Consider the following 12,949-nt stretch of genomic DNA (forward strand, 5'->3'; position numbering starts at 1 on the left):
CACGGCGGCTGGCGTATTTTACCGGACGTTATTTGCCGGTAAACGCCGCCTGTTCTTTCGCCGCCAGTGCACGCATGCCTTCGCTGCGGTCGTCACTGGCCGCAATCAGGGCCGACAACGAACGTTCATAACTGATGCCCGCCGTTAAGCCCATATCGAAACTCGCCAGCACGGCTTTTTTGGCCATCTTAACGGCGAGCGGTGCGGCACGGGAAATATTCTGCGCAATCTTTAACGCCTGTTCCGTTAACGTTTCCGGCGTGGTGACACGACTGATCAGTCCGGCGGCCAGCGCTTCTGTGGCGGTGATTTTTCGCCCGGCGAGGATGATTTCCATCGCCAGTGATTTCCCCACCGATTTAACCAGCCGCTGCGTGCCACCCGCGCCGGGGATAATCCCGATGTGCGTTTCCGGCAGCCCGATAATGGCCGTGTCATCGGCAATCACGATATCGCACAGCAACGCCAGTTCCAGCCCGCCGCCCAGTGCATAACCGGATAACGCCGCGACAACCGGCGTTTCAATGGCGGCAATCTGATCCCACTTTTCACTGAAACCGCTGGTGTAAAGGGCTATCGCTGAGGCGGTGGCCAGCGTGCCGGTATCGGCACCCGCAGCAAACGCACGCGCGGAGCCGGAAATCACCATCGCGCGGATCTGTTTATCACCGTCCAGTTCGCGCATTTTCTCCAGCAATTGCGTCAGCATTTCTGCACTCAGCGCGTTAAGTTTTTCCGGCCGGTTAAGAATGATATGCGCCACGCCCTGATGACGTTCACAGCGGATAAGTTCGCTCATAGTTTTTGCATCCCGCTGATGGCAAGGATTGTGGCGTTTCGGTGCGCGAGACCTTCTTCAATAGCCTGCGCCGTCCACGGATAAAACCCGGCGCCGGTTTTGGTGCCCAGATTGCCCTGCTCAATTTGCGCCAGCAACCACGGCGGCAACTCGTCGTCGCGCGATAAGGCTGGCAGTAATATCGCGGCGACATTTTTCACCGTGTCCAGTCCGGCAAAATCCATCAGCTTCAGCGGCCCCATCGCCGACCAGCGCGGGGCGAGCGTACTTTGTACAGCGAAGTCCACGTCTTCGATGCTGGCAATTCCGGCTGTGACCAGATGCAACGCCTCACGCAGCATGGCGTATTGCAACCGGTTGACGATAAAACCCGGCGCTTCTTTATGAATGGTCACCGTCTGTTTACCCAGTTGCTGACAAAGCGCATCGGCCTGCTGACGCGTATTTTCATGGGTTTGCGGTCCGCAGACAATTTCCACCATCGGCATCACATCCGCCGGATTAAACCAGTGCAGGCCGATAAAGCGCGACGGCACCGCCAGTACGCTGGCAATCTGCCCGACCGGGACGCTGGAGGTGTTGGTGGTCAGCAGACAGTCGTCGCTGACATGTTTTTCGATCTCCTGGAAAATCTGCTGCTTAAGCGCCAGCACCTCAGCGATATTCTCCGAAACAATCTTCGCGCCTTTCAGACATTCCGCCATGGACGTCGTAAACGTGACCGACGCCGTCAGCCCGGCGTCGATACTGTCGATCACTTTGGCCGCATTGTGCAGCGAGTTTTCAGTGCGTGAATAAAGCGCCACCTTAAAGCCGCTGGCGGCAAATACCGCAGCGATCCGCGCGCCCATCGTGCCCGCGCCAATGACTGCAACCTGCGTTGGTTCCATATTATCTGCCTCCGGTTAAATGACGCCCTGTTGCGCAAGTGTGTCCATCTCCTGCGAAGACAGCCCCAGTTGTGCACTGAGAATGGCGCGGGTGTGCTCGCCAAGCTGTGGCGGCATTAAATCGGGTAGCTGGTTCATGCCGCTCAGCTTCACGGGCTGCGGTAAGATACTGATTTCACCGGCGATCGGATGCATCACCTGATGCAGTAATCCGCGTTCGGCGGCATGCGGGCTTTGCAGCAGTTCATCCAGCCCCCAGACCGGTGCGGCGGGAATACCAGCGGCATCGAGCAGGGCGAGCGCCCCGGCCACCGTTTTGTCGTGCAACCACTCTTCAATCAGCACCCGTAATTCGTACTGATGTTTCAGGCGCTGCGGATCCGTCGCAAAGCGCGCATCCTGTACGATTTCCGGTTTGCCAATGGCCTGTGCCAGACGGAGGAACAGGCTGTCATTGGCGACGGCAATCACCAGATAACCGTCTGCCGCACGGTAGCTGTCCATGGGGGCGCTGATCGGATGTGCATTGCCCAGTCGCCCGGCCAGCGGCATACCGCCCAGCAGTTGTGTCAGCGAGACCATTTGCATCGACACCATCGCATCAAGCATCGCGACATCCACATGTTGCCCGAGGCCGGTAATGCCCCGTTGCAGCAATGCCGCCAGAATGCCCCACGAACAGTACAGACCCGACACCACATCACCAATCGCATCCCCCACCCGCGTCGGTTCGCCGTTCGCCCAGCCGGTGACCTGCATAATGCCGCCCATCGCCTGGATCACATGATCGTAAGCGGCTTTATGCGCCAGCGGTCCCTGCTGACCAAAACCGGAAATACTCGCATACACCAGCTTCGGATTGAGCTTCTTTACGGCGTCATAATCAATGCCCAGTCGGGTCGTCACACCGGGCCGGAAATTTTCCACCAGCACATCCGCACTTTCGATCAGTTGCTCCAGCACGGCCCGGCCTTGCGGTGATTTCAGGTTCAGCGTCAGGCTTTTTTTGCCGTGATTAAGCAGCATGAAATAGGTGCTTTCGCCATTAACATGCGGGGTGAAATCACGGGAATCGTCACCTTTACCCGGCATTTCAATTTTGATCACTTCCGCACCCAAATCATTGAGCAGCGAAGCGCAGTAAGGCCCGGCCAGCACGCGGGAAAGGTCGAGCACTTTGATCCCTTCCAGCGGCCGGGATGTCGCTGATACACTCATGCGGTTTTTCCCTCAACGGTGTCTGCGAAAATCAAAGGTGTCAGCGCGCGCAAGATATCGCCCTGTTTGATGAGCTGGCGGATGGCCAGCATATCCGGATACATTTCCTCGTCACTCTGCCGGAAGGCCACCTGCTCACGCACCAGAGACAGCACGGTTTCCGTGCCCGCCGAGGCGCGCAGTGGCCGGTGGAATTCCACCGCCTGCGTGGCACACAGGATTTCTATCGCCACGATATCAATGGCATTTTCAACGGCATCAATAGCATTGCGTGCCGCCGTCACGCCCATGGAAATATGATCTTCCTGTCCGGCACAGGTGGAAACGGTATGCACACTGGCCGGTGCCGCCAGCGCACGGTTTTCCCCTGCCAGCGCGGCGGCTGCATACGGCGGGATCATCATCCCTGAATGCGCCCCGCCATTGGCCACCAGAAAAGCCGGCAATCCGCTGAGATGGCTGTTCGTCAGACGGTCAGAACGGGCCTGCGAGCCGGTGCTGAGTTGTGCAATGGCAATCGCCAGCGCATCCAGACACAGCGCCACCGGCGCACCGTGCCCGTTGCCCCCCGGCAGTACATTCAGCTCGCCGTCTTCGACCATAAACACCGGATTATCCGTGACAGAATTCACTTCCGTGGTCAGCGTTTTCAGGCAATAACTCAGCACATCCCGCGCCGCGCCGTGCATTTGCGGAATACAGCGCAGGCTCAGCGCGTCCTGCACGCGAAAATCACGGTATTTATCGAGGATCTCACTGTCACGCAGTAAACTGCGCAAAATCCGCGCGGTTTCCTGCTGACCGTCGTGCGGGCGCAGCGCATGAAGGCGGGCGTCATACCCGCGGATGTTCCCCTTCAGCACTTCCAGGCTCATGCCACCCGCGGCATCCGCCACCGGCAGCAATTCGCGGAAAGTTTCCGCCGCCAGACACCCCAGCGCAGTGATTTCATAGGTGCCGCTGACCAGTGCATGGCCTTCGCGCGGGCCGGGAATGCGCACGGCAATCCCCGCCCGTTCCAGGGCTTCCCGTGCCGGTAACAGTTCGCCCTGATAGAACGATTTTCCATAGCCGAACACCGACAGCCCGATATGTGCGGTGGCAATCAGATAGCCGACCGACCCTTTGGCGGGTGACCACGGCGTCACCCCCTTGTTGAGCATATCGGCCATCGTCTGCACCAGCGCCGGGCTGACGCCGCTGAATCCCTGCAACAGGGATTTCATCATCACCGCCATCATCGCCCGCACTTCATGCTGCGCCAGAACCGGCCCTGTACCGCAGGCATGGCTTTTCAGCATATTGAGCTGCACGTCGGAAATTTGCTCCGGCGACAGGCGCTGAGTGACCAGGTCGCCCACGCCGGTGGTCAGGCCGTAAATCACTTTATTGTTATCAATCGCCTGCCTGATTTTCTCGTGCACGATCAGCATGGCGTCCGATGCTGACGGGTCCGGCAGCACCTGCGCCCCGTAAGCGATATCGGCGATGTCACGGACGGAGGTTTCCGCCGTGCCTAAGATGACAGTGCGCGTCATCATTTATTCAGCCCGTGCCCGGTCAGCCACTCTTTTGCCACAGCATCCACGCTTTCGAAATTCGCCAGTTTGCCGTTCATCACGATCAAATCGCTGGTGGTCAGTTGCCTGGACACATTGTTCAGCGTGGTTTCAACCACCTCGCTGGCTTTGTCTTTTGCAATCAGCGGCACAATGTTTTGCGCCGGGAATAAGTGTTTGGAATCTTCCAGTGCCACCAGATTCTTCGTTTTCATCGCCGGATCGGTTGAGGTCATATCCGCGACCTGAATCTGATTGTTGGTCAGTGCTGACAGCGTCAGCGGACCCGCGACGTCGAGCACTTTGAAGTTCTTAAAGGTCAGGCCGTAGACTTCGTTCAGCCCTTTCACACCTTCACGACGGGTTTTCCATTCAGCCGGACCACCCAGTACCAGCGTTTTCGCCACCGGCGCCAGATCACTGATATCTTTCAAATTGTATTTTTTGGCAGTTTTTTCAGTCACTGCCAGCACATCGCTGTCCTGCGCCGCAGAAATATCCAGCATTTTGATTTTCTCAGGCAGCGCTTTCGCCAGCGCCGCCGCCACATCTTCAGCAGAATGCGCCTGGGTTTTTTCGTCGAGATAACTCAGCGTGGCACCGCTGTATTCCGGGATCAGGTTGATTGAGCCGTCAAGCAGCGCAGGCATATACACCTCACGGCTGCCGATATTAAGTTTGGTTTCCACCTTGACGTTTTTCGCCGCCAGCGCCTGCTGATAAATAGTGGCAATCAGCTGGCTTTCCGGGAAGTCCGCCGAACCGATAATAATGGTGCCACCCGTCTCAGCGGAGAAAGCGGCAGGGGCGTGCACGACGGCAGCAGAAAACAGGGCAACGGCGAGCAGATTTTTCAATTTCATTTTTGTCAGGCTCCGGAATGAGTGAGTAGATAATTCAGTTATTCGATAAAGGAATTGTTTTTTTACGGCGGCGTTCACGCTGCCGTAATCCTGGTGAAACAATGAAACGAATTAAAAAAGAGAAAAATACATCAACCAGTAACGCTAATATTCCCACCATAAAAGCACCCGCAACCATTTGCGGATAATCGTTCTGCGCACGGCCATCAATAATCAGCCGTCCTAACCCCCCAAGCGAAACATACGCAGCAATCGTAGCCGTAGACACAATTTGCAGCGCAGAGCTGCGGATGCCGGATAATATCAGCGCCATTGCACAGGGTATTTCCACCGTCAGCAGTAATTTCAGCGGTGAATATCCCATGCCGGTTGCGGCGTCAATAATCGCCGGATTAATCGCCCTGATGCCGGAATATACCCCCATCATGATGGGCGGTAATGCCAGAATGATCAGCACAATCAGACAAGGCACAATAAAAGCCAGGTCTGATTCAAATACCGGCCCGAACAGAATTACCAGTAAAATGATCAACCCGAATGAGGGCAGCGCACGCATGGCATTGGCGCTGCCGATTAATAACATCGCACCTTTGCCGGTATGACCGACATAACAACCGATCGGGAAAGCGATAATCACCGCAATAAACAACGCTTCAATGCTGTAAATCAGATGCTGAAATATCAGCACCAGCAAGCCGTCATCGTTGAGCCAGTGACCGGAGTCCAGCAACCAGTTAATCATTTCGCATTCCTTTTCGGTTGCCAGGTGGTCATTTTATCGCCGGTGCGCAGCACCAGATTATCCAGCAGCAGCGCCAGCACAATGCACAGGAAAATACCGGCAATAATCGGCGTCAGGAAATGTAGCTGGAAACCCTGGGTAAATAACGCCCCCAACTGCGGCATGCCGACCAGTGCTGAAATCGACACAATACTGACGTTCGATACCACCACTACCCGCATACCTGCGGCGATTACCGGCACAGCCAGCGGTAATTCCACGCTCAGGAAACGCTGCAAGGGCCGGTAGCCCATGGCGACAGCGGCCTGATGGGTTTCATGTGGAACAGAATCCAGCCCGTCGCACACGGTACGGATCAGCAGCGCAAACGCATAAAGTGTCAGAGCCACCACGACATTCACGGTATCCAGAATTTTCGTGCCCAGCAGACCGGGTAATAAAACAAATAATGCCAGGGAAGGAATGGTATAGAGCAATCCTAATACATTGAGAATGCCGTCTTTAAATTTCCCGCAGCGGTGCAAAACACCCCCGACCGGAATAGCCAGTGCCAGACCGATTAATACCGGAATAACAGACAGGTAAACATGCCAGCCGAGCAGCGTTAATATATTTTCCCGCTGCTGAAATAACCAGTCAAAACGCATGACATTACCTCACAGCACGGGAATGAGAAAGTGAAAACACCTGTTCGATATTTGCCGTACCCATAAAGCGCTGCTGTTCATCAACCACGATACCGCGCTGACAGGGAGAACTTAATACCGAATCCATTAACTGACGCAGCGTGCCATTTTTCGGCGCAAAGGTGCTGCCGAGATTAATATCTTCCGGATCCACGGTGGTTTTATTTTGTGTCACATCATACCAGCCGAGCGGACATTCATTTTCAACCACCAGTAACCAGGCACTTTCTCCGGCAAGGGATCGGGCTTCGCTGACGGAAATACCCGGCGCGATAACAGGTTCTTTCGTCAGGCTGATATTATCAGGGATCATATCGAACGAAAGTTTACGGTATCCGCGGTCACGGCCAATAAAGTCAGCGACAAACGCATCCTCCGGTTCATTAAGTAATTTCACCGGTGACGCGATTTGCGCCAGACGACCACCGGGGCGGAAAACCGCAACCTGGTCGCCTAATTTCATCGCCTCATCAATATCGTGCGTGACCATAATAATGGTCTTGCCGATTTCACGTTGTAATCTTAAAAACTCATCCTGTAACTGTTCGCGCACCACCGGATCGACGGCGCTGAAAGGTTCGTCCATCAGCATAAATTCCGGGTCCGATGCCAGCGCACGCGCCACGCCGACCCTTTGTTGCTGACCACCGGACAACTGCCACGGATAGCGCTCCGCCATCGTCAGCGAAAGCCCGACCATTTCAAGTAATTCGAGGGCTTTTTTACGCGCTGCCGTGCGTGTCGCACCGTTGAGCAGCGCGGTGACCGCAATATTGTCCTGCACGGTTTTGTGCGGAAACAGCCCGGCGTTCTGGATCACATAACCTATTTTGCGGCGCAGTTTAACCAGATCCATCCCGGCGGTCGGCTGTCCGTTCAGCAAAATGTTGCCTGAAGACGGCTCGGTTAACCGGTTGATCATGCGCAGTGAAGTGGTTTTGCCGCAGCCCGAAGGCCCGACCAGCATAGTAATTTGTCCCGTCGGCGCACTGAACGACAGCCTGTCTACAGCCACCGTCCCATCTGCGTAAAATTTGCTTATGCTCTCAAATGAAATCATTACGTTTCCAGCCACATTACGGAGTGTTTTTCATAAGGCGCCTGCGTGTGATTATTTTGCAGACCTGACATGTACTAACTTGTATGTACAACCTAGCAAGCAGGATGCCAACTTCTCTGTGCGGGTGAAAAGCCACGGATTACGGCGGATGGGATGTGCCGGGGGGTAAAAAGTGAACGGAAGATGCGGTTTTTTTGCACCAGAAACAAACACTCCGCCCCATTGCGGTGCGGAATGTTTTACTTTCTGGCTACAGGCTGTTTACGACTTTCGCTCTGACAACTGACTCAGCCACTGACTGCGATATTCAGAAGGCGAACGGGCGGTGCTTTTGCGGAAAACCCGGCAGAAATAGTTGCTGTCAACGAAGCCGCTGCTGGTCGCCACTTCTTTGATTTTCAGTTCATAACCTTTAAGCAACAGTTTAGCCTTTTCCAGGCGGACGTGATTCAGATACTCGCTGAAGCCGATATCTCCGGATTTACGAAACAAATGAGACAGATAATTCGGCGTGATATGGAAACGCTTTGCCACGTTTTCGCGCGTCAGCGGCAGTGAGGCATTCTCTTCAATATACTTTTTGATTACTTCAAACAGCGCCCCGCTGCGGGTAAGGATCTGCGCCCTGTTAGCGAGTTGTTCCTGACAATGACTTAACAGTCCCGCTACAACGCAGCGCGCGGTTTGCTGGTCGTCAGAACTGGAGACAATTTCATTCATCGCCTGCAACAGAAACGAACCTACACGCGGGCCAAGGCGGGAAACACTTTGTTTATCCGTGCCGGTAAATGTCACGCCATCCCAAAACTGTAAACTGAACCCCAGTTTTTCTTTGCTGAACAGAATACTCAGCACAATCGCGGGCTTATCCCACACCATCAGATTCCATTTTCCGCCCGGAATATACAGCGCATCACCCTGCCTGAGCAGCCCTTTGTCTGCGGCAACGCTGCGATCGCGGACTTCGCCTTCAACGACAAATTCAATACGGGGAAAACTGACCACGGAGGCCAGTTCAGGCGGTGGCTGGGAATTATCAGGAAACCTGACAGCAAACACATCACTGCCGGACACCGATCGGAACAGTGTTTCTATCACGTCTTGCAGCATGGCAGTCTCTCAGAGGTTTTCTCTTCATCATAACATACACGTAACACCTACGCGGTGATGCGGCCAGCCACACTGTGACCGCCCTCTGATGTCCGTTATAAAGGCCGGTAAAATGCCATAAAAAGCCTGACCGGCAGGCCAGGCCTGGGGAAAACAAAAATTCAGAGCACGTCGAGCAACCATTTCTGGGCAGGCGTCAGGCGGCTTGCCGTTTCCGGCTTCAGCCATTTACGCTGATCCTGCTGCTGCGCATCCGCACGGTCGATATACAAACTGTGCAGCACGCGGCGACGGGTGCCGATGCGGTTATTGGTGCCGCCGTGCCAGGCGTGAGCGTTGTAAATCATCACGCTGCCCGCCGGTGCTTCGAACACCACTTCATCAGGATGCGGTAATTCAACATCCGCCAGCACATCTTCTGGCAATTCCGGGCGGTGATGGGTGCCGGGAATAATGCGCGGTGCGCCGTTGGCGGCACTCAAATCGTCAATCGCCACGATGGCATTGACCAGATGGACTTTAGGAAAATCCGGACGCGGCTTTTTCCAGTCAGCATGCAGCGGCTGATGGCCGCCCCGGTGCAGCGCTTCGCGTCCGTTGAGGCTCGAAACCTTAAACGCGCCACCAAAAATATGATGACAGACGGACAGGATCAGCGGATGCGACCACACTTTTTCCCACACGGTACCTTTGTTGATCATGTTGGCGATACGGGTCGCGGTGGCTTCCTGATGGTGTTCAACGGCGAGATTATCGCCCTCTTTGTCCACCAGCATGTCAAACGCGGTGCGCATCTCTTCCAGCCAGTCTTTGTCGATAACATTATGAATAACAAGGTATCCGCGCGTCTCCAGCTCGTCAGCCTGCGCCGGAGTTAATGGTTGTGTTGCGCCCAGCGCTGCAAGATATTGCTCAGATGAATGATTCATTTTCCGCCCCTTCAGTTAACGTTTGCGTAACATAAAAGTACGGCAGTTTTTATAGGAAAAAACGATGCAAATGCTACAAAACACTGGATTTATGTGTGATCGCCCAAAAAGTGTGACGCAGGTCTGCTCACCTCTGCGGTGCTTATCTCAGGCCGATACCAGCAGTTGTGCCTTTAGCCTTTCCTGTAAAAAATCGAGAAATACCCGGGTGACTTCGCTGCGCTGACGGTGCTGCGGATAAATGGCATGCAGGCTGAGTGAGCCGGGATGAAATGCATCCAGTACGCGAACCAGTGCGCCATATTGCAGCGCCGGTCCGACGATAAATTCCGGCAGTAATACCAGCCCGAGTCCGGCGACGGCCGCATCGCGCAGCACTTCGCCGTTATTGCTGACAATTGGCCCGCGCACATCAAACAGACGACGTTTGCCCTCCAGCTCCAGCTCCCAGCCGGTCTGCCCTTCGCGCCCGTAACGCAGGCAATGATGGTTGAGCAAATCCTCCGGCGTTTCCGGCGTCCCCTTACGCTGAAGATATTCCGGGCTGCAGCAGATCACCCGCTTCAGTTCGCCAAGCCGCCGCGCCACCAGCGAGGAATCTGCCAGATTACCAATGCGCAGCGCGATATCGAAACCTTCACCCACCAGATCGACATAGCGATCGACCAGTTCTACCTGAAACTGAATCGCCGGATGCTGACCTAAAAACTCGGCAATCAGCGGTGAAAGGTGGCTGATACCAAACGACATCGGAATGCTGATGCGGTACGTTCCCTGAAGCGCCTGCCGCCTGGGCGATACCGCCCGTTCGGCCTCTTCGATATCGTCGAGGATGCGCTGTGCATGTTGCGCGAACAACTGGCCGGACTCGGTCACCGACAGTTTGCGGGTATTGCGGTTGAGCAGCCGCGCATGTAAGCCAGCCTCCAGCGACGCCATGCGGCGACTGACGTATTGTTTAGAAAGCATCAGTTGTTCAGCCGCCGTGGTAAAACTCCCCGCTTTTACCACAGCAATAAAAATACGAAGATCTTCTGTCTGCATCTTATCCGCACCCTTTATTCTCACGCCATTTATTGTCAACCAAAACGTGACAGTGATAGTCAAAAAACCGCATTGTTGAGCAAATTAGTTTACGTGTATTCTCTGTTCATCGGAAGGGCAAACGCGCTTCCCCCCTGACAAACTGAGGATCACATCATGATCGAACAACGTCTCTCTGAACAACGCGGATTGGGTGACCACGGCTGGTTGCATTCACGTCACACCTTCTCCTTCGCCAGTTACTGGGATCCAAAACAGGTCGGCTTCTCAGACCTGCTGGTCATCAACGATGATCAGGTTGCACCGGGGCGCGGCTTTGGGGCGCATCCGCACAGCAATATGGAAATTATCTCTTATGTGCTGGAAGGCGCGCTGGAGCATAAAGATTCAATGGGCACCGGTTCTGTGATTGTCCCCGGCGACGTGCAGCTGATGAGCGCCGGTTCCGGTGTGACGCACAGTGAGTTCAACCACTCCGGTGACGAAAAGGTGCATTTCCTGCAAATCTGGATCGTGCCATCTGAAAATGGGACCAAACCGGGTTATCAGCAGGTGTCTGTGCCTGAAGCGGAAAAACGCGGGCAGTTCCGCCTGATTATCTCGCCAACAGGTGACAATGGCTCACTGAGCGTGCGTCAGGACATGAAGATTTACGCGGGTTTCTTCGACGGTGCAGAACAGGCCACGTTCGACCTTGACCCTGACCGTTATGCCTATGTCCACGTGGCACGCGGCAGCATCAAAGTGAACGGCATTGAATTCAGAACCGGTGACGGCGCACGTATCCGTCAGGAAGATAAACTCACCTTCACGGACGGCGACCAGGCAGAAGTCTTGCTGTTTGATTTGCGTCCGGTGGAGGTGAATCATCCGACCCGTTGATTGTCCGACCCGCTAATTGAACGTTTTTAAGCAGGCGTATTACAGGTTTTTCGGCAATGCGTCTGCCCTTTTATTATCCTCGTCCTCACGGACAAAAAAAGTCTGCTGTAATCCTCTTCAACAGAGAGTTTTCTCTGGAAAGCATCTCCCATCTATGTCGTTATCCAGTTGGTTTATAACCCTTCCTTACGTTATATTCGCCTCGTCGCGTCAAAAATACGCGGCTAGGTTTCGCAGCCTGAATACCACATCGGAAATACATATGTAATAATTATGTATTTGCCTCCGTACACCTGTCAGATACAGATGCTTGTAATTTGTACATCCTATGGTGACTCAGGCAAGGCAGCCCCCGGGCTGGCCGGCTTCCGATGTGACCGGTACTGCGAACCTTGTCTGAGCCACCACCAAAAGAGTTTCGCAGCTCCGGTGGTGGTTAACTATCACATCGGAGAAAACCCATGAAACTGCCCCATAGTCCGACTTTCCTGCCGTTTCCTACTTCGTACATCCAGCAACATGAGGGAGAAATCCTGATTAATCAGGACTGGCACCCCGCTGACATCATTGCTGCACTGCGCAAAAAAGGCACCACCTTGTCTGCGGTTTCACGCGCAGCGGGTTTATGTTCAACCACATTAGCCAATGCGCTTACCCGCCCCTGGCCAAAGGGGGAATTGCTGATAAGCCAGGCTATCGGCGTGCCGCCTTCGATTATCTGGCCAAGCCGGTATTTCGATAAGCGCACAATGCAATTTGTTGAACGTCCATTGCGCACGCCCGGTAAGAAACCCCCGTCAGACGAATAGCATAAACATCTCCGGGCGTTGTAAAGACGCCCTTTTTCTTCCTCTCCCTGCTAACTCCCTGAGTTCGGCACATCGCAGCCGTGATTAACGTCAGGCTCGGGCAGGCTGTTATGGCTTTCCATCAGCCCCCTGTCGGATCAACCCCCATGCCACACAAACGCAATCCTGCGGCCTGACGGTAAAAAACCCGGTAAACAAACTGCACATCATCTGGTTTATGACTGCGCCATGCAGGCGTTTGAAAAACAGCCATCTTTTAAAATTGTTCTGCTTGCACATCCGGTGCTGGCGGCCAATATTACTGAACGGGATCTTGACCACTGGTGAGATCCGGCTCATTACACCGGCCGCGCCGCGC

Annotated in this window: 14 protein-coding genes; 2 read left to right on the forward strand and 12 right to left on the reverse strand. The window is 54.6% G+C overall.

The features are described 5' to 3' along the window. Nucleotides 1-28: 28 nt before the first annotated feature. The 11 genes from EX31_RS16680 to EX31_RS16730 all read right to left on the reverse strand — a co-directional run bounded on the left by EX31_RS16680 (nucleotide 29) and on the right by EX31_RS16730 (nucleotide 10,900). Nucleotides 29-799 carry an enoyl-CoA hydratase gene (locus EX31_RS16680; protein ID WP_013575669.1) on the reverse strand — a complete coding sequence of 257 codons (771 nt, stop codon included), beginning with the start codon at nucleotides 797-799 and terminating at the stop codon, nucleotides 29-31. Continuing rightward, nucleotides 796-1,689 carry a 3-hydroxyacyl-CoA dehydrogenase family protein gene (locus tag EX31_RS16685; protein ID WP_037035699.1) on the reverse strand — a complete coding sequence of 298 codons (894 nt, stop codon included), beginning with the start codon at nucleotides 1,687-1,689 and terminating at the stop codon, nucleotides 796-798. The genes EX31_RS16680 and EX31_RS16685 overlap by 4 nt, the downstream gene beginning before the upstream one ends. A gap of 15 nt (nucleotides 1,690-1,704) precedes the next feature. Further along, complete coding sequence (locus EX31_RS16690) at nucleotides 1,705-2,907, reverse strand: CaiB/BaiF CoA transferase family protein (protein WP_037035700.1); 1,203 nt, start codon at nucleotides 2,905-2,907, stop codon at nucleotides 1,705-1,707. Beyond that, a complete protein-coding gene (gene hutH / locus EX31_RS16695; protein WP_037035701.1) occupies nucleotides 2,904-4,448 on the reverse strand; it encodes an HAL/PAL/TAL family ammonia-lyase in 1,545 nt (514 codons plus the stop codon). The genes EX31_RS16690 and hutH overlap by 4 nt, the downstream gene beginning before the upstream one ends. Further along, a complete protein-coding gene (locus tag EX31_RS16700) occupies nucleotides 4,445-5,329 on the reverse strand; it encodes an ABC transporter substrate-binding protein (RefSeq protein ID WP_013575673.1) in 885 nt (294 codons plus the stop codon). The genes hutH and EX31_RS16700 overlap by 4 nt, the downstream gene beginning before the upstream one ends. Before the next feature lie 34 nt (nucleotides 5,330-5,363). Beyond that, the gene (locus EX31_RS16705) at nucleotides 5,364-6,071 is read right to left on the reverse strand and encodes an ABC transporter permease (protein WP_015689988.1); all 708 of its coding nucleotides are present in this window, start codon (nucleotides 6,069-6,071) and stop codon (nucleotides 5,364-5,366) included. Further along, complete coding sequence (locus EX31_RS16710) at nucleotides 6,068-6,718, reverse strand: ABC transporter permease (protein WP_037035702.1); 651 nt, start codon at nucleotides 6,716-6,718, stop codon at nucleotides 6,068-6,070. The genes EX31_RS16705 and EX31_RS16710 overlap by 4 nt, the downstream gene beginning before the upstream one ends. 4 nt (nucleotides 6,719-6,722) lie before the next feature. Continuing rightward, nucleotides 6,723-7,817 (reverse strand): ABC transporter ATP-binding protein, encoded by a 1,095-nt coding sequence (locus tag EX31_RS16715; protein ID WP_037035704.1) that lies wholly within the window; start codon nucleotides 7,815-7,817, stop codon nucleotides 6,723-6,725. A gap of 261 nt (nucleotides 7,818-8,078) precedes the next feature. After that, nucleotides 8,079-8,927 carry an AraC family transcriptional regulator gene (locus EX31_RS16720; RefSeq protein ID WP_037035705.1) on the reverse strand — a complete coding sequence of 283 codons (849 nt, stop codon included), beginning with the start codon at nucleotides 8,925-8,927 and terminating at the stop codon, nucleotides 8,079-8,081. A gap of 161 nt (nucleotides 8,928-9,088) precedes the next feature. Then, nucleotides 9,089-9,856 carry a phytanoyl-CoA dioxygenase family protein gene (locus EX31_RS16725; RefSeq protein ID WP_013575678.1) on the reverse strand — a complete coding sequence of 256 codons (768 nt, stop codon included), beginning with the start codon at nucleotides 9,854-9,856 and terminating at the stop codon, nucleotides 9,089-9,091. A 147-nt stretch (nucleotides 9,857-10,003) separates the two neighbouring features. Next, complete coding sequence (locus EX31_RS16730; protein ID WP_037035706.1) at nucleotides 10,004-10,900, reverse strand: LysR family transcriptional regulator; 897 nt, start codon at nucleotides 10,898-10,900, stop codon at nucleotides 10,004-10,006. Between the two features lie 156 nt (nucleotides 10,901-11,056). Between EX31_RS16730 and EX31_RS16735 the strand changes: the two genes are divergently transcribed. Then, the gene (locus EX31_RS16735) at nucleotides 11,057-11,782 is read left to right on the forward strand and encodes a pirin family protein (protein ID WP_013575680.1); all 726 of its coding nucleotides are present in this window, start codon (nucleotides 11,057-11,059) and stop codon (nucleotides 11,780-11,782) included. 533 nt (nucleotides 11,783-12,315) lie between these two features. Beyond that, nucleotides 12,316-12,591, forward strand: coding sequence for a helix-turn-helix domain-containing protein (locus tag EX31_RS16740; protein WP_223509806.1), 276 nt, complete (start codon nucleotides 12,316-12,318; stop codon nucleotides 12,589-12,591). A gap of 108 nt (nucleotides 12,592-12,699) precedes the next feature. On the opposite strand, the gene EX31_RS26400 is transcribed toward EX31_RS16740, so the two are convergent. Beyond that, nucleotides 12,700-12,949 (reverse strand): hypothetical protein (locus EX31_RS26400; protein WP_231576069.1); only part of this gene is annotated, 250 nt, incomplete at its 5' end.

This window comes from Rahnella sp. WP5, from assembly GCF_000745615.1.
Classification (GTDB): Bacteria; Pseudomonadota; Gammaproteobacteria; order Enterobacterales; family Enterobacteriaceae; genus Rahnella; species Rahnella aceris.

Bases quoted from the DNA above. Each gene is read 5' to 3' on its own strand.
- EX31_RS16720 (WP_037035705.1), bottom strand. From the start codon at position 8,927: ATGCTGCAAGACGTGATAGAAACACTGTTCCGATCGGTGTCCGGCAGT.
- EX31_RS16735 (WP_013575680.1), top strand. From the start codon at position 11,057: ATGATCGAACAACGTCTCTCTGAACAACGCGGATTGGGTGACCACGGC.
- EX31_RS16680 (WP_013575669.1), bottom strand. From the start codon at position 799: ATGAGCGAACTTATCCGCTGTGAACGTCATCAGGGCGTGGCGCATATC.
- EX31_RS16710 (WP_037035702.1), bottom strand. From the start codon at position 6,718: ATGCGTTTTGACTGGTTATTTCAGCAGCGGGAAAATATATTAACGCTG.
- EX31_RS16700 (WP_013575673.1), bottom strand. From the start codon at position 5,329: ATGAAATTGAAAAATCTGCTCGCCGTTGCCCTGTTTTCTGCTGCCGTC.
- EX31_RS16690 (WP_037035700.1), bottom strand. From the start codon at position 2,907: ATGAGTGTATCAGCGACATCCCGGCCGCTGGAAGGGATCAAAGTGCTC.
- EX31_RS16730 (WP_037035706.1), bottom strand. From the start codon at position 10,900: ATGCAGACAGAAGATCTTCGTATTTTTATTGCTGTGGTAAAAGCGGGG.
- EX31_RS16725 (WP_013575678.1), bottom strand. From the start codon at position 9,856: ATGAATCATTCATCTGAGCAATATCTTGCAGCGCTGGGCGCAACACAA.
- EX31_RS16705 (WP_015689988.1), bottom strand. From the start codon at position 6,071: ATGATTAACTGGTTGCTGGACTCCGGTCACTGGCTCAACGATGACGGC.
- EX31_RS16715 (WP_037035704.1), bottom strand. From the start codon at position 7,817: ATGATTTCATTTGAGAGCATAAGCAAATTTTACGCAGATGGGACGGTG.
- EX31_RS16685 (WP_037035699.1), bottom strand. From the start codon at position 1,689: ATGGAACCAACGCAGGTTGCAGTCATTGGCGCGGGCACGATGGGCGCG.
- hutH (WP_037035701.1), bottom strand. From the start codon at position 4,448: ATGATGACGCGCACTGTCATCTTAGGCACGGCGGAAACCTCCGTCCGT.